The 16,429-nt window shown below is 70.1% G+C and carries 10 protein-coding genes and 1 tRNA gene; 4 read left to right on the top strand and 7 right to left on the bottom strand.

Annotated elements, in window-relative coordinates:
- Nucleotides 1–69 precede the first annotated feature (69 nt).
- Nucleotides 70–660, top strand: coding sequence for a hypothetical protein (locus RCP80_RS01585; protein WP_308480675.1), 591 nt, complete (start codon nucleotides 70–72; stop codon nucleotides 658–660).
- Between the two features lie 113 nt (nucleotides 661–773).
- A complete protein-coding gene (gene topA, locus RCP80_RS01590; protein WP_308480676.1) occupies nucleotides 774–3,590 on the top strand; it encodes a type I DNA topoisomerase in 2,817 nt (938 codons plus the stop codon).
- Here the strand turns inward: topA and RCP80_RS01595 are convergent.
- Nucleotides 3,587–5,146 carry an adenylate/guanylate cyclase domain-containing protein gene (locus tag RCP80_RS01595; protein WP_308480677.1) on the bottom strand — a complete coding sequence of 520 codons (1,560 nt, stop codon included), beginning with the start codon at nucleotides 5,144–5,146 and terminating at the stop codon, nucleotides 3,587–3,589. The two genes, topA and RCP80_RS01595, sit on opposite strands and share 4 nt — an antisense overlap.
- Before the next feature lie 135 nt (nucleotides 5,147–5,281).
- Here RCP80_RS01595 and RCP80_RS01600 point away from each other — a divergent pair, with 135 nt between their 5' ends.
- Together RCP80_RS01600 and RCP80_RS01605 are read left to right on the top strand one after the other, a co-directional pair.
- Nucleotides 5,282–6,496, top strand: coding sequence for a DNA polymerase III subunit delta' (locus RCP80_RS01600; protein ID WP_308480678.1), 1,215 nt, complete (start codon nucleotides 5,282–5,284; stop codon nucleotides 6,494–6,496).
- Nucleotides 6,497–6,524: 28 nt separating this feature from the next.
- Nucleotides 6,525–6,600: transfer RNA gene (locus RCP80_RS01605), tRNA-Thr, on the top strand.
- Nucleotides 6,601–6,612: 12 nt separating this feature from the next.
- On the opposite strand, the gene RCP80_RS01610 is transcribed toward RCP80_RS01605, so the two are convergent.
- Genes RCP80_RS01610 through RCP80_RS01635 form a run of 6 tightly spaced genes read right to left on the bottom strand, consistent with a single transcriptional unit; the run spans nucleotide 6,613 to nucleotide 16,305 of the window.
- Complete coding sequence (locus RCP80_RS01610; RefSeq protein ID WP_308480679.1) at nucleotides 6,613–7,002, bottom strand: carboxymuconolactone decarboxylase family protein; 390 nt, start codon at nucleotides 7,000–7,002, stop codon at nucleotides 6,613–6,615.
- 21 nt (nucleotides 7,003–7,023) lie between these two features.
- A complete protein-coding gene (locus tag RCP80_RS01615) occupies nucleotides 7,024–8,811 on the bottom strand; it encodes a hypothetical protein (protein WP_308482659.1) in 1,788 nt (595 codons plus the stop codon).
- Nucleotides 8,801–9,778 carry a UDP-glucose 4-epimerase GalE gene (galE, locus tag RCP80_RS01620; protein ID WP_308480680.1) on the bottom strand — a complete coding sequence of 326 codons (978 nt, stop codon included), beginning with the start codon at nucleotides 9,776–9,778 and terminating at the stop codon, nucleotides 8,801–8,803. Before galE ends, RCP80_RS01615 begins: the two co-directional genes overlap by 11 nt.
- A gap of 25 nt (nucleotides 9,779–9,803) precedes the next feature.
- A complete protein-coding gene (locus tag RCP80_RS01625; protein ID WP_308482660.1) occupies nucleotides 9,804–11,057 on the bottom strand; it encodes a polysaccharide biosynthesis protein in 1,254 nt (417 codons plus the stop codon).
- The gene (locus RCP80_RS01630) at nucleotides 11,054–12,400 is read right to left on the bottom strand and encodes a M1 family metallopeptidase (protein WP_308480681.1); all 1,347 of its coding nucleotides are present in this window, start codon (nucleotides 12,398–12,400) and stop codon (nucleotides 11,054–11,056) included. The genes RCP80_RS01625 and RCP80_RS01630 overlap by 4 nt, the downstream gene beginning before the upstream one ends.
- Nucleotides 12,397–16,305, bottom strand: a complete 3,909-nt coding sequence (locus tag RCP80_RS01635; RefSeq protein ID WP_308480682.1) for a Pls/PosA family non-ribosomal peptide synthetase — start codon at nucleotides 16,303–16,305, stop codon at nucleotides 12,397–12,399. Before RCP80_RS01635 ends, RCP80_RS01630 begins: the two co-directional genes overlap by 4 nt.
- Between the last annotated feature and the right edge of the window lie 124 nt (nucleotides 16,306–16,429).

Below are 16,429 nucleotides of genomic sequence, written 5' to 3' on the forward strand. Positions count from 1 at the left end.
ATTCATTGACATAAACGCCCCGGGTGGTCTTGCCGCCCGGGGCGTTTTGTCTGGCTTACTGTCGGTGTCGTGAGCCAGCTGTCCTTTTTCTCCGCGGAAGCCATACCGCCCGCGGCATCCGACCTGACCGGGCTGCTGGCCACGTCGGGTCAGGTGGTGCTGGTGGGCTCACCGGAGGTGGTCGGCGCCCGGCTGTCGGTGGTCGTCGACCGGCCGTGGCGCGCGCAGGCACTGGCCACCATGATCGAGGAGTCCGGATTGCAGCCGGAGATCAGCCGCACCGACGAAGACACCCCGCTGGTCCGCACGGCCGTCGACCTCCGCCTGGTCGCTGTTGCCGCCCAGTGGACGCGTGGGGCGGTCAAGACGGTGCCCGCACAGTGGCTGCCCGGGCCGCGCGAACTGCGCGCCTGGACGCTGGCGGCCGGCTACGCCGACGGCGACCGCTACCTGCTGGGTTTGGACCCACACGCGCCTGACACGCACTCGCCGCTCGCATCGGCGTTGATGCGGGTGGGAATCGCACCTACCCTCATCGGCACCCGCGGCACCCGTCCGGCCCTGCGAATCAACGGCCGCAGACGGCTATCACGGCTGGTAGAGAACGTCGGGGAGCCCCCCGATGACGTCGAGGCGCAGGCGCAGTGGCCCCGTGTCTGACAGCACATCGGATGCGGTCCAGTTTGCTTCGGTGGGTACACAATGCAAAATTGGCAGTTGCTCGCAGGCACGATGTCCTGTGAGAGCAATGAAGAAGTGGAGCGTAACCCCAGTTGGCTGGCGATAACGGCAAAGCAGGCGTCCGGCGACTCGTCATCGTCGAGTCGCCGACCAAGGCGCGCAAGATCGCGGGCTACCTCGGCTCCAACTACATTGTCGAGTCCTCCCGCGGCCACATCCGTGACCTGCCGCGCGCCGCCGCCGACGTGCCGGCCAAGTACAAATCCGAGCCGTGGGCCCGACTCGGGGTCAACGTGGACGCCGACTTCGAGCCGCTCTACATCGTCAGCCCCGAGAAGAAGGCCACCGTCACCGAGCTCAAGGGCCTGCTCAAGGACGTCGACGAGCTCTACCTCGCGACGGACGGTGACCGCGAGGGTGAGGCCATCGCCTGGCACCTGCTCGAGACGCTCAAGCCCCGCATCCCGGTCAAACGGATGGTGTTCCACGAGATCACCGAGCCGGCGATCCGCGCCGCCGCCGAAAACCCGCGCGAACTGGACATCGATCTGGTCGACGCCCAGGAGACCCGGCGCATCCTGGACCGGCTCTACGGCTACGAGGTCTCGCCCGTGCTGTGGAAGAAGGTGGCGCCGAAGCTGAGCGCCGGCCGCGTCCAGTCGGTCGCCACGCGCATCATCGTGCAGCGCGAACGCGAGCGGATGGCGTTCCGCAGCGCCACCTACTGGGACATCGTCGCCGAACTCGACGCCAGCGTGTCCGATCCGAACGCGCATCCGCCGGTGTTCAACGCGCGGCTGGTCAACGTCGACGGTCAGCGCGTGGCCACCGGCCGCGACTTCGACTCGCTGGGCACCGTCAAGAAGCCCACCGAGGTGGTGGTGCTCGACGAGGCCGGTGCCGGCAACCTGGTGGAGGGCCTCAGCGGTGCCTCCCTGGCGGTCTCCTCGGTCGAGGAGAAGCCCTACACCCGCCGGCCGTACCCGCCGTTCATGACCTCCACGCTGCAGCAGGAGGCCGGCCGCAAGCTGCGCTTCTCCTCCGAGCGGACCATGAGCATCGCGCAGCGCCTCTACGAAAACGGCTACATCACCTACATGCGTACCGACTCGACGACGCTGTCGGCGTCGGCGATCAACGCCGCGCGCAACCAGGCCGCCCAGCTCTACGGCGAGGAATCCGTCTACCCGACGGCGCGGCAGTACACCCGCAAGGTCAAGAACGCGCAGGAGGCCCACGAGGCGATCCGGCCCGCCGGCGACACCTTCGCCACCCCCGACGCGGTGCGTCGCGAACTCGAATCCGACGAGTTCCGGCTCTACGAGCTGATCTGGCAGCGCACGGTCGCCTCGCAGATGGCCGATGCCCGGGGCACCACGCTGAGCCTGCGGATCACCGGCGAATCCGCCGGCACCGACGGCGTCGGCCGCGCCGTCACCTTCGCGGCCAGCGGCCGGACCCTGACCTTCCCGGGTTTCTTGAAGGCCTACGTCGAGACCGTCGACGAACTCGCCGGCGGTGAGGCCGACGACGCCGAGCGGCGGCTGCCGAACCTCACGCAGGGCCAGCAGGTCCGGGCGCAGAAGCTGACGCCGGACGGCCACGCCACCAACCCGCCGGCCCGCTACACCGAGGCCTCGCTGATCAAGGCGCTCGAAGAGCTCGGCATCGGTCGCCCGTCGACCTATTCGTCGATCATCAAGACGATCCAGGACCGCGGCTACGTGCACAAGAAGGGCAGCGCCTTGGTGCCGTCCTGGGTGGCGTTCGCCGTGATCGGGCTGCTGGAACAGCATTTCGCGCGGCTGGTCGACTATGACTTCACCGCGGCCATGGAAGACGAGCTCGACGGCATCGCCGCGGGCACCGAGCAGCGCAGCAACTGGCTGTCCAACTTCTACTTCGGCGGCGAGGACGGCGTCGAGGGGTCGATCGCGCGGTCCGGCGGCCTCAAGAAGCTGGTGGGTGGCAACCTCGAAGGCATCGACGCGCGAGAAGTCAACTCGATCAAGCTCTTTGACGACGAAGAGGGCCGGGCCGTCAACGTCCGGGTCGGCCGCAACGGCGCCTACCTGGAGCGGATGGTCCTCGGCGAGGACGGTGAGCTGACCCCGCAGCGGGCCAACCTCAACGACGAACTGACCCCCGACGAGTTGACCCTCGAATTGGCGGAGAAGCTGTTCGCCACCCCGCAGGGCGGCCGCAGCCTCGGCATCGATCCCGCCACCGGCCACGAAATCGTGGCCAAGGACGGGCGTTTCGGCCCCTACGTCACCGAGGTGCTGCCCGAGCCGGAAACCCCCGACGACGACGGCACCGCCGGAACGCCGGCGAAGAAGGGCAAGAAGCCGACGGGTCCCAAGCCGCGCACCGGTTCGCTGCTGCGCAGCATGGACCTGGAGACCGTGACCCTCGAGGACGCGCTGCGGCTGCTGTCGCTGCCACGGGTGGTCGGGGTGGACCCGGCCTCCGGCGAGGAGATCACCGCGCAGAACGGTCGTTACGGCCCATATCTGAAGCGCGGCACCGACTCTCGCTCGCTGGCCACCGAGGAGCAGATGTTCACCATCGACCTCGACGAGGCGCTGAAGATCTACGCCGAGCCGAAACGGCGGGGCCGCCAGGGCGCCGCCACGCCGCCGCTGCGGGAGTTGGGTGTCGACCCGGTGTCGGAGAAGCCGATGGTGATCAAGGACGGCCGCTTCGGCCCGTATGTCACCGACGGTGAAACCAACGCGAGCCTGCGCAAGGGTGACGACGTGCTGTCGATCACCGACGAGCGGGCCTCGGAGTTGTTGGCCGACCGGCGCGCGCGAGGCCCGGTGAAGAAGAAGGCCGCCGCCAAGAAGGCGCCGGCCAAGAAGGCCGCGAAGAAGGCCCCGGCCAAGAAGGCCGCGAAGAAGGCTTAGCCCGCGGCGGCGTCCGCCGGCTCCGGGGTCTCGGCCAGCTTGATCGGCCGCGCCAGCTGCGTCGGTGCGACGCGCCCGCGCAGTTCCACGATCTCGCCGACGTTCCAGGCCAGCGCCTCGGAGTCCAGCGCGCCGCTGACCGCCTGCGCGGAGGCCAGCACGCGGCCCTCCTCGTGCTTGGCCAGTTCGGTCAGCCGCGCGGCCTCGTTGACCGGGTCGCCGATCACGGTGTACTCGAAGCGGGCCCGGGCGCCGATGTGTCCGGCGATCGCGCGGCCCGCGGAGACCCCGATGCCGAATTCGGCGCTGCCGAGGACCGGCAGCAACTCGTCGTGCAGGCCGCGCGCGGCGGCCAGCGCGGCGCCGTAGGCGTCGGGATGCTCGATCGGCGCGCCGAAGATGCACAACGCCGCGTCACCCTGGAACTTGTTGACGAAGCCGCCGTGCTTGGCGACCGTGCCCACCACCACGCGGAAGAACTCGTTGAGCAGGTTCACCACCTCGCTGGGTGGACGGGTCGAGGCCAGCTGCGTCGATCCCACCAGGTCGACGAACAGGACCGCGACATCGCGTTCCTGACCGCCCAGTTCGGTGCCGCGCTCCAGGGCGCGCCGCGCCACGTCCTCGCCGACGTAGCGGCCGAACAGGTCGCGCAGCCGCTGGCGTTCGGACAGGTCGCGGACCATGTCGTTGAATCCGGCCTGCAGCAGCCCGAGTTCGCTGGCGTCGTAGATCTGCATGTGCGCGTTGTAGTTACCGCGCTGCACCTCGCCGAGCGCCCACCGCAGCTGCCGCAGCGGGTCGGCGATCGACATGGCGGCCAGGACGGTGCCGGCCAGCCCGATTCCCAGCGCGGCCAGCGCCATCAGCAGGATCGGGGTGAACAACTGATCGGCGGAGGTCTGCAGGATCGCGAACTTGCTCGCGACGATGGACAGCACGATCGCCAGCAGCGGCACCCCGGTGCCGAGCGCCCACGTCAGCAGCAGCCGCAGGATGACCCCGGGCGCCCGGAAGTTCTCGGGCGATCCGCTGCGCAACGCGGCCACGGCGACGGGCCGCAGGGTCCGTTCGGACTGCAGGTAGCCGATGATCGCCGTCGCGGCGGCACCCAACCCGGTCGCGACCGCCAGCACCGGGGCCGAGTGGCCGGCCACCGGCCAGGCGGCGGCGATGAACACGACGCCCCCCAGGCACCAGTTGGTCAGGCTGATCGCGGTGCGGTAGATCGGCATCCGCAGCGCGCGCACCCGCGCCAGGTCGGTGGCCACCGGGTCGGAGTCCGACAGCAGGCCGTCCCGGCGCTGCCACCGGAACACCGGCACCAGCAGTCGCAGGCTGACGTAGGCGCCGATGCCGAACGAGATCAAGAGGTAGCCCACGAAGATCGCGAGATTGAGCTGCGGCAGGTCCTGCAGCTGGATGCGGTCCTGCGTGGGCAGGCCGAACCGCAGGAAACTCAGGACGAACAGGGCGCCGATGATGTCGGCCTGCACCATCCCGAGCGTGAAGACCGGCCATGGGGTGCGCACGACCCAACGGACGAATGCACCCATTCGCCCGGGCGTTACCTCCCCAGTGGTCACCCGTTCACCGTATCCGGCAAGGGCGGCCAATCCGAACCGTTGCCGTGGCCGGTTCTGTGACCGCGAAGTCGGCGATGTCGCCGGTGAGCACTAGTCTTGCCGGTGATGTCCGGGGTTTTTGCACGCTTGGTGGGCCAACACACGGTCGAAGCCGAACTCGTCGCGGCCGCGCGGGCCGCGCGGGGTGACGCGATTCACAGCGCTGCGAGCGGTCCGTCGATGACACACGCGTGGTTGTTCACCGGTCCGCCCGGGTCGGGGCGCTCGGTGGCGGCGCTGTGCTTCGCCGCCGCGCTGCAGTGCACCGGCGAGGGGGTGCCGGGCTGCGGCGAGTGCCGGGACTGTACGACGGCGATGGCCGGCACGCACGCCGATGTCCGGCGGGTGATCCCGGAGGGGCTGTCGATCGGGGTGAGCGAGATGCGGGCGATCGTGCAGATCGCCTCGCGGCGACCGAGCACCGCGCGCTGGCAGATCGTGGTGATCGAGGACGCGGACCGACTCACCGAAGGCGCGGCCAACGCGCTGCTGAAGGTGGTCGAAGAACCGCCGCCGTCGACGGTGTTCCTGCTGTGCGCGCCCTCGGTGGATCCCGAGGACATCGCGATCACGCTGCGCTCACGGTGCCGCCACGTCGCGCTGGTGACCCCGGGGGTCGACGCGATCGCCCAGGTCCTGATGGACTCCGACGGGCTGGGCGCCGACGACGCCCGCTGGGCCGCCTCGGTCAGCGGCGGTCACGTGGGGCGCGCGCGCCGGTTGGCCACCGATCCGGAGGCCCGGGAGCGCCGCAAGCGCGCGCTCGGCCTGGCGCGCGACGCCGCGACCCCGTCGCGGGCCTACGCCGCGGCCGAGGAACTGGTCGCCGCCGCCGAGGCCGAGGCCAAGGCGCTGACCGAAGACCGCAACGAAGTCGAAACCGACGAACTGCGCACCGCGTTGGGCGCCGGTGGCACGGGCAAGGGCACCGCGGGCACCATGCGCGGCGCCGCCGGTGCCATCAAGGAACTGGAAAAGCGGCAGAAGTCCCGTCACACCCGGGCCTCGCGCGATGCGCTGGATCGCGCCCTGATCGACCTGGCGAGCTATTTTCGCGATGCGCTGCTGGTGTCGACCGGCAGCGGCGGGGTCACGCCGAATCATCCGGACATGGCCGAGCGGATCGCGGCGATGGCCGCCCACGCGTCCCCGGACCGGTTGTTGCGTTGCATCGAGGCGGTGCTGCAATGCCGCGAGGCCCTGGCGGTCAACGTGAAGCCGAAATTCGCGGTCGATGCCATGGTGGCCTCGGTGGGTCAGGCACTGCGTAGCGACCTGTAGACTCTCCTGCGCCCGGGCAACCGGGCACGCCGCCCTAGCTCAGTCGGTAGAGCAATTCACTCGTAATGAATAGGTCAGGAGTTCGATTCTCCTGGGCGGCTCCACGTGAACGTGCCTCAGATCTGATGTTCTCGGCTGAAGGCCTTCAGCGCCGCGTGCTTGGCGGTGTTGGCCGCCGGGAAGCCGGCGTAGCCGGAGCTGTGGTAGACGACCTCGGCCAGTTCGTCCTCGGTCAGGCCGTTCTGCAGGGCGATCTGGAAGTGTGACTCCAGCTCCTGCTCGGCGCCCAGCGCGATCAGGATGCCCAGGGTGAGCAGGCTGCGGTCCCGTCGGGACAGTCCCTCGCGGCTCCACAGTCGACCGAAGATGCCCTCGATGCCGATTTCCATCAACTCGGAGGCGAAGCCGGTGCCGAAGCTGACCTTCTCATTAGGCAGGTTCTCCGGCAGGACGCCGGGCAGCATTTCGCGGAACACGTTCAGGCCCTCGTCGCGCAAGTTAGTCATACGAACTACTCTGACACAGCCTCAGCGCCTGGGCGCGAGGTGGCCCACCGGCCCCGAGGCCAGGCACACCGACAGCGCGGCGGTCTGCGCCTGCGCCGTGATGGACCCGCCGGCGCCGGATAGCCGCACGTAGACGCGGTTGAGGCCCGGTCGCACCGGCACCCGCACCTCGGTGCCCTCATCGAGGGTCATGGTCATCGAGCCGTCGCTGTTGGCCAGGTAGTTGATCTCGGCGGTCCATTCCGCGGGCAACAACGGCCCGTCCAGCGGCATCTGCACCGGCTGGTCGGGCTGGGTGAGATATCCGCAGTGCGGGGTGGGGCCGGGTAGCACCGTTCGCACCCAGGTGACGTTCGCGTCGACGACGTGTCCGCCGGCATCCAGCATGCGTAATTCCGTTGTGGAGGAGTCGAATTCGGGTCGGTCCGGCAACAGCGCGAACATGTGGCTGGCCAGGTTCTCCGGCCAGGCCATCCGCTGCAGAATCAGTGGATCGACCTCCTGATCCAGCAGCGGTGCCGACGACTCCGATTGCGCGACAGCCAGACTCGCCCGAGCGGTCTGCAGATAGGACTTGGTCGGATTGTCGCGCCAGCTGGTGAGGAAGGTCGCCGTCGAGTACAGGCTGCTGGCGACGAACAGCACCGCCGCGGCGGCCGTCGCGATGCTGCGCGTCCTGGAGGCGTCCAACCAGGCCGCGCCGGGACGATTCGGCGCGCTCAGTCCGACCGCGGCCAACAGGGCCGCCACCACCACCAGATCCGGCAGATAGCGCAGCGTCTGCGCCAGTTCCAGCGCCGTGAACTGTGAGGACCGCATCAGGTAGATCGGGATCTGGCAGGCCACCGCGTAACCGAGGGCGACCGCCCACACCGGGCCGATCCGTTGTTTACGGATCAGCGAGACCGCCAGCACGACGGCCAGCGCCACCCAGCCCAGCGCCATCACCGTCGTCGGCGGGACCCCCCAGGGGGAGGCCGGGGCCCACCGCTGCCATTCCCACGGGCCACCCACCAGGCCCGGCACGATGCCGTGCGTGAATGAGCGCCGCAGCAGATCCCACGTCATGGCCAGATCGGAACTCCACCGCTGCTGGTCGACCACCACCAGGTACAGCCCGACCCAGGCCGCGGTCAACGCCAGGGCGGCCGCCCACAACCGCAGGCCGCGGCGCCAGACCGTGCGGATCGGCTGGTGCTCGCCCTGGACGTGCGCCAGCAGCACCGCGACGGTGAACGCCACGAACGGGATGACGGCGGCCTTCTCGAAGAACAGCAGACCGCCGAGGAACATCGCGGCTCCGGTGACCGCATACCGTTGCCGTCCGGTGCGTACCAACAGGATCGCGTCCGCGCACACCCAGGCGAGCGCGGCCAGCATCGGCAGGGAGTTCAACCCGGCCGCCCACCAGGCGTAGCCCGGCACGCCCAGCGGCGTGAACAGTGCGAAGGTCAGCGGGATCAACAGCACCGGCCGCCAACCCAGGATCACCCGCAGCGCCCGCAGCAGCGCCAGCGAGGCCAGTACCTGCAACAGCACCAGCGACAGGGCCGGTCCGAACCAGTTCAGCGGGGCCAACCGGGTGATCAGGCCCCCCAGTAGGAACCCGCCCGGCATCACGTGGCCGTCGTGGTCGTCGAAGAGGTAGCCCGGCGACAGCAGGTGCTGGGTGCCGGCGCGTCCCACCAGGATCAGATCGTCCCAATAGAAGTAGCCGCCGAACGCCAGCACCGCCCGGACCGCAAGCGCCACCCCGATCAGGGCGACTGCGACCAGGGCGACGCGGGACTGCGCAGCGTTAGCCCGGATACGCGTCTCCGGCCTGCCGGCGAGCCTGCCACGCGGAGGCCACCATGTCGGTGATGGTGTGGCGCATCTGCCAGTCCAGGTCGCGGGCGGCCAACTCCCCGGCGGCGACAATCCGCGCGGGGTCCCCGGGCCGCCGGTCGGCGACCTCCGGTTCGAAGTCGACGCCGGTGACCGAGCGGATGGCGGTCATGATCTCGCGGACCGACGTCCCGGCCCCGCTGCCGAGGTTGTAGACCGGCTCGACCGGCAGACCCTCGTCCAGTCGGCGGGCGGCCGCGACGTGGGCCAGCGCCAGATCGGCGACGTGGACGTAGTCGCGCACGCAGGTGCCGTCCGCGGTCGGATAGTCCGCGCCGTTGATGCGCGGCGTCTGGCCGCGGTGCAACATCTCGAACACCTTGGGGAACAGGTTGAATGGGCTGACGTCGAACAGTTCGCTGGAGCCGGACCCGACCACGTTGAAGTATCGCAGGCTGGTGTGGCGCAGCCCGGTGGCGGCACCGACGTCGCGCAGCAGCCATTCGCCGATCAGTTTGCTTTCGCCGTACGGCGACTCCGGCGCGGTGGGGGTGGTCTCGTCGACGAGGTCGGTGTCCGGGGTGCCGTAGGTGGCGGCGCTGGACGAGAAAACGAACTTGTCGATCCCGGCGGCTGTCACTTCCTCCAGCAGGGTGACCATCGCCGACACGTTCTGGCGGTAGGTGTGCAGCGGCCGGCGCACGGATTCGCCGGCGTACTTGTATCCGGCGATGTGGATGACCCCGGTCACCCGATGGAATTCGAGTATCAAGCGCACGGTGTCGGCGTCGAGCAGATTCGCCGGCACCAGCGGGACGTCGCCGGGCAGGAACTGGGCCAGGCCGGTGGACAGATCGTCGATCACGACCACGGCTACGTCGGCCTCCCGTAATGCGCGCACCACATGGGAGCCGATGTAGCCGGCGCCGCCAGTCACAAGCCAGGTCATGACCGCCGATGCTACCGATGGGCACTCAGCCCCGGCTGCCCGCCGCCAGCGCGAACAGGTGCACGGCGATGCCGACCACCGGCCCGCACAGCAGCGCGATGACCGTGCGTGTTTCCAGCGGCAGCGGCAACGTCAGCACCCCGGCGGCGACGACGGTCGCCCCCACCCACCCCACCGAGTAGGCGCGATGCAGCGCCGCCGCCACGGTCGCGGCGCCGGTGACGGTCAGCACCGCGATCGCCACGGCGCCCGCGGTCAGCCAGGCGAGCAGCCCGCCGGTGGTGACGTAGTCGGGTCCGAAGCCGACCCGCAGCAGCCACGGCCCGGCGCCCCACGCGAGCCCGACGCCCACCGCACCGATCACCGTGACGATCGCGATGGGCGCCAGCAGGGCCCGGAGCCGGCGTTGCCGCTGGTCGACGAAGTACGCGATCAGGTTGCCCTGCATCGCGGTCAGCGGGACCAACAGCGGCGCGCGGGTAAGGGTGACCGCCAGGATCACCACGCCGCCGGTGGCGCCGAGGTCACCCGAGGTGGCCTGCAGCAGCACCGGGAAGCCCATGACCAGGATGGCGCTGGCGCCCGCGGCGGCGATCGCGTGCGAGGCGCCGCGCAGGAAGCTGCCGGTGTCCTGGTGGGCGACCAGGGCCGCGGTGGCCCGGGCCACGGGCGAGGCCGCGAGCAGCAGCAGCCAAGCCATCGCGCCGCCCACGGTGGCCCACAGGAAGCCGACCAGGCCCCAGCCCACCAGCACGGTGGCCCCGGCGATCAGCACCCGGGTCACCGCGTCGGTCACCATCAGGGCGCCGTATTGCGACCAGTGGTTGGCGCCGGCGAGCATGCCCAGCAGGGTGGCGTGCAGGCAGAACCCGGCCAGTCCGACCGCGAGCAGAATCACGGAGAGCCAACGGGATTCCACGAAGACATGCGAGGACCACAGCGTCGCGGTGGCGACGATCGCCGCCGCCGACAACACCCCGACGATGGCGGCCACCCGCAGCGGCCGCGTGATCGGACGGTGCTCGGGCAGCACCGTGCGCGCCATCCGGATCTCGCGGGTGCTCTGCTGCAACAACCCGTTGGCCGCGCCGGTCACCAGCCCGAACGCGCCCCAGAACACGGCGAACACCGAGAAGCCGGCCGGGTCCAGATCGCTCGCGGCCAGGTACAGCACCGCGTACCCGCACACCGCGGTGACGGCGGTCGCGACACCCACCCGGGCCACCCCACTGCGGGCGATGGGCCCGGCGGGCCCGGTGGGTACCGCGGCGTCGGTCACAACTCCGGGACCGCGGTCGAGTACAGCCACGCCTGCCACAGCGGACGCAGCGAGACCTCGGCATACTGCGCCGCCAACCCGGTGAAGTCGTCGGTGACGACCGTGGCGTGCCGGTACCGCGCGGCCCAATCACGAAGCAGTTCAAAGAATTTCTTGTCGCCGAGCGCGGCGCGCAGCGCATGCAGGGTCAGCGCGCCGCGCTTGTAGACGCGGTCGTCGAACATGTCCTTGGGGCCCGGATCGGCCAACAGTAGATCCTGCGGCGAATTGCGCAACCGATCGTGGTAATGCCGTGCCCACTGCTCGGTGCTGCGCCCGCCGGCCGCTTCCGACCACAGCCATTCGGCGTAGCAGGCGAAGCCCTCGTGCAGCCAGATGTCGCGCCAGCGCCGCGCCGTGACGCTGTTGCCGAACCACTGGTGTGCCAATTCGTGGGCGATCAACCGCTCGGAGCTGCCCGTGCCGTCGCAGTGGTTGGCGCCGAATATCGAAATCCCCTGCGCCTCCAAGGGAATCTCGAGTTCGTCGTCGGTGACGACAACGGTGTAGCCGCCGGCCAACGGGTAGGGGCCGAACAGCTTCTCGAACAGCTTCATCATCTGCGGTTGCTTGGCGAAGTCGTGGTCGAAGTTGCTCTTCAGCCGTTCGGGCAGCGCCGCCTGCATCGGCACGTCGGACTTGGGGAGGTGGTGCACCGAGTAGTCACCGATCTGCAGGGTGGCCAGGTACGTCGAGGTCGGCTCGGGCAACTCGTAGGTCCACGTGGTCATGCCGGCGCGGACGCGGCGAGACAGCAACTCGCCGTTGGCAATCGCGCGGTAGGGGCTGTCGGTGCTGACCTGGATCCGGTAGCTTGCCTTCGAGCTGGGGTGATCGTCGCAGGGGAACCAGGAGGTCGCCCCGTTGGGCTGGCCGGCCACCAGCACACCGTTGGTGAGTTCCTCGAAACCGACTTCGCCCCAAGGGGTTCGGATGGGCCTGGGATTACCGCCGTAGCGGACGGCGATGTGCAGGGCCGCACCGGCCGGCAGCACGTCGCCCAGCGTGATGTCGAGCTTGCCCTTGGACCGGCTGAAGCCCCGCGGGCGCCGGCCGTTGACGGTGACCTTCGAGACGGTCAGGGCGTCGGAGAGGTCGAGGGAGAACGTGCGCAGCGCAGCCAGGGTGGCCGCGGTGATCGTCGCCGATCCGGCCAGTCGGTTGGCCGCGACCTTGTACTCGAGATCGAGTTCGTAGCGCGATACCCGATAGCCGAAGTTGCCGGAGCCGGGCAGATAGGGATCGATCACCGGCGGTGTGGCCGGGGCCCGCCGTTTGCCGTTGCTGTTCTTGGCCTTCGTCATGAGCGCCGACCCTTCTTGCGTGGAACCGGCCACGGCGCAATGGGATTGCCCTGCCACCGGGTCGACGCCGGAACCTCGTCTCCGCGCATCACCAGCGACGCCGGGCCCACGGTGGCGCCGGCGCCCACCCGGGCGGCGGGCAGCGCCACACAGTGTGGGCCCAGGGTGGCGCCGTCCTCCAGGACCACGGTGTCCATCCGCATGATGCGGTCGTGGAACAGGTGGGTCTGCACCACGCAACCGCGGTTGACGGTGCTGCCGCGTTCCAAGGTCACCAGGTCGGCCTCGGGCAGCCAATAGGTTTCGCACCAGACCCCGCGGCCGATGTCGGCGCCCAGGCCCCGCAGCCAGATGTTCATCACCGGTGTGCCGCTGGCCGAGCGCGCGAACCAGGGTGCGGCCACGGTCTCGACGAACGTGTCGGACACCTCGTTGCGCCACACGAACGACGACCACAGCGGATGCTCGACGGCCCGGATGCGGCCCACCACAACCCATTTCGCGATCACCGAAACGGTGCCGGCCACCGCGCCGGCGGCCAGCAGCACCAGGCCAGCGGCCAGGGCCGCCCACCCCCAGCCCAGGTGCAGCACCAGCGCCTGCAGGGCGCCGAGCACCGCCACCCCGATCGCGAACGTCACCATCACCGGGATCAGCCGGCAGGTCTCGACGATGCCGCGCATGATCTTCAGCGCCACCGACGGCGCGAAGGTGCGCTGCGCGTCGGCCGCAGCGGCCTGGCGGCGCAGGCGAACCGGCGGGCTGCCCAACCAGGACGAGCCGCGCTTGGCCTTGCGTGGGGTCGCCGACAGGACCGCAACCAGACCGTCCTCGGGCACCCGACGGCCGGGCTGCGTGATGCCGGAGTTGCCGAGGAACGCCCGCTTTCCGACGGTCGCCGTGGCCACGTGGATCCAGCCGCCGCCCAGTTCGTAGCTGGCGACCATGGTGTCGTCGGCCAGGAAGGCGCCGTCCTCGATGACCGTGAACTTCGGCGTGAGCAGGGCCGTGGAAATCTCGGTGCCCTTGCCGACCTTCGCCCCGAGCAACCGCAGCCACCACGGCGTCAACAGGCTGGCATAGACCGGGAACAGGTAGTTGCGGGCGCCGTCCATCAACCGTTCGGTGGCCCACAGCTGCCACCCGATCCGGCTGCGCACCGGGTGATAGCCCTCCCGCAGGCCGATCGCCAGCAGTCGCACCAGCACCGCGGTCAGCACCGCGTACACCGCCAGCGCCACCAGGGTGGCGACCGGCAACCAGATCAACGCCGGCACCACGGCCTGCGACAGCGAGGCGGTCCCGCGCGTCGCGTAGGCGATCACGGCGAGCCCGGCACCCAGGGCGGCCAGCGGCAGCGCGCCCAACAGCAGTGACGTCAGCCCATAGGTCAGCACCCAGGCCGGCGCGCGCGGCGGCCGGTGGTCGGGCCACGGGTGGCGGGCCTTACCGGATTTCACCGCCGGCGAACCCTTCCAGTACTGCTTGTTCTTGACCCTGCCGACCACCCCGGACCCGGCCGCGACATCGGCGTTCTTGCCCACCACCGCTCCCGGCAGCAGCGTGGTGCGGGCGCCCACGGTGGCATCGTTGCCGATCGAGATGGAACCGACGTGGAAGATGTCGCCGTCGATCCAGTGCCCGGACAGATCGACCTCCGGCTCGATGGAACTGCGATGGCCCAGCGTCAGCATCCCCGTCACCGGGGGTGCCGAGTGCAGGTCGACGCCCTTGCCGACCCTGTTACCCAGCGCGCGGGCGTAGTACACCAGCCACGGTGCGCCGGCCAGATTCTCCGCGCCGCTGGCCTCCGACAACCGTTCGGCCAGCCAGACCCGCAGATGCTCGCCACCGCCGCGGCGATAGCTGCCCGGCTGCAGATTCGACAGCAGCATTCGCGCGCACAGCACCGCGACGCCCATCCGGCCCAGCGGCGTGACGAACACCAGGACTGCCGCGATCACCCACCACCAACTGGTCGGCGCCAGCCAGGCCGGTGCCAGCGTCGCCGGCAGCAGCGCTGCCGCGACGTTGTTGGCCACGGCCAGCCAGGTCACCCATTGCGCTGCGGCCAGGGTGGCCAGCGGCAGCGAGAGCAGCACCTGCAGCGCCTGCGCCCCCACCGGCGTCGGCTCCACGCGGCGCGGTTCGACCTTGGCGGTCGGGTCCAGCTCGTCGAGGTAGCCGGCCAGCGATCCCAGCCGCGGGTGGTCGTAGAGCTGCGCGACGGTCAGCTGCGGGTAGCGCTCGCGCAGCGCGACCACGAGCTGGGCCGCGGACAGGGATCCGCCGCCGAGCGCGAAGAAGTCCGCCTCGGGGCCGTCGATCTGCGCGCCGAGCACGTCCCGCCACAGGGTGGCCAGCCAGCCCATGGTGCCCTCGAGCGTGGTCTCCTCGGTCGGGTCCGCGCCCGGCGGTGGCCACGGCAGCGCATCGCGGTCGACCTTCCCGGAGGTACGGGTGGGCAGCTCGTCGACCAGCACCAGCCGCGGGATCAGCGCCGCGGGCAGCGACGCGGCCAGGGCGGCACGGGCCACGTTCACGTCGAAGTCGGGGTCCGCGCTGGCCAGATAGCCCACCAGCAGCGGGGTTCCGGTGGCCGTCTTGCGCACCGCCGCGGCCGCGCCGGCTACCCCGGGCAGGTTGACCAGCGCGGTGTCGACCTCGCCCAGCTCGATCCGCCGGCCACCCACCTTGACCTGGTCGTCAGCCCGGCCCTGGAAATACAGTCCGTCCGGTTCCAGCCGAACCAGGTCACCGCTGCGGTAGGCACGCTGCCAGCGCCCGGCCGGCTCCAGCAGCGGCATCGGCGCGTATTTCTCGGCGTCCTTCTCGGGGTCGAGGTATCGGGCCAGTCCGACGCCGCCGATCACCAGTTCGCCGGTTTCGCCGTAGCCGACCTGACGCCCCTGGCTGTCCACGACGGCCAGATCCCAGCCGGGCAGCGGCAACCCGATGCTGACCGGGCCGGTGCCGTCGAGTTCGGCCAGGCACGCCACCACGGTGGCCTCGGTGGGGCCGTAGGTGTTCCACACCTCGCGACCCTCGACCGCCAGGCGTTCGACGAGTTCGGGCGGGCAGGCCTCGCCGCCGAAGATCAGCAGCCGCACCTGTTCGAGCGCCTCGGCCGGCCACAGCGCCGCCAGCGTGGGCACGGTGGAGACCACCGAGATGTCCCGGGACACCAACCACGGACCCAGGTCCATCCCGCTGCGCACCAGCGATCTCGGCGCGGGGACCAGGCACGCGCCGTGCCGCCAGGCCAGCCACATTTCTTCACAGGACGCGTCGAAGGCCACCGACAACCCGGCCAGCACCCGGTCATCGGGTCCAATCGGATTGTCCTGCAAGAACATCTGCGCTTCGGCGTCGACGAACGCGGCGGCGTTGCGATGCGTGACGGCCACGCCCTTGGGGGTTCCGGTCGAGCCCGAGGTGAAGATGATCCACGCGTCGTCGCGGCCCAGTGGTGCGCCGGCTCGCCAGCCCCGCGAGGATCCGGGCCCGCGCACCAGGCCCTCGCCGGTGATGATGGCAACCACCTGCGCCTCGCCGAAGACGAGCTCGGCGCGCTCGTCGGGATCGTCGGCGTCCACCGGCACATAGGCCGCGCCGGTGGCCAGCGTCGCCAGGATCGATACGTAGAGCGCGTAGCTGCCGGACGGCATCCGGATCCCGATGCGGTCCCCGCGGCCGATGCCGCGGGCCGCGAGCCAGGTCACGCTGTCCTCGATGTCGGCGATCAGCTCGCTGTAGGTGAGCTGAACCGTGCCGTCGTCGATGGCTGCGGCGTCGGGGTAGCGCGCCGCGGTGTCATAGAGAATGTCGATCAGCGTGCGGGGAGCGGGTGCGTGCTCGGCTAGTAGGTATTGAGCGGGAATCTCGTGGTTCGGTTCCGCTGTCACAGCTCGAAGATACTAAGCGGGTCAGCTGACGGCCGGGTGGCCGCTGTGCTGGGCGTTCGCGCCCGGCTTCTCATTTTCGGCCGGGAGCTGACAGACTGTCGGGCAGAGGGGAGTACTCCTTCGC

The sequence above is a fragment of the Mycolicibacterium sp. MU0053 genome (assembly GCF_963378095.1).
GTDB classification, from domain to species: domain Bacteria; phylum Actinomycetota; class Actinomycetes; order Mycobacteriales; family Mycobacteriaceae; genus Mycobacterium; species Mycobacterium burgundiense.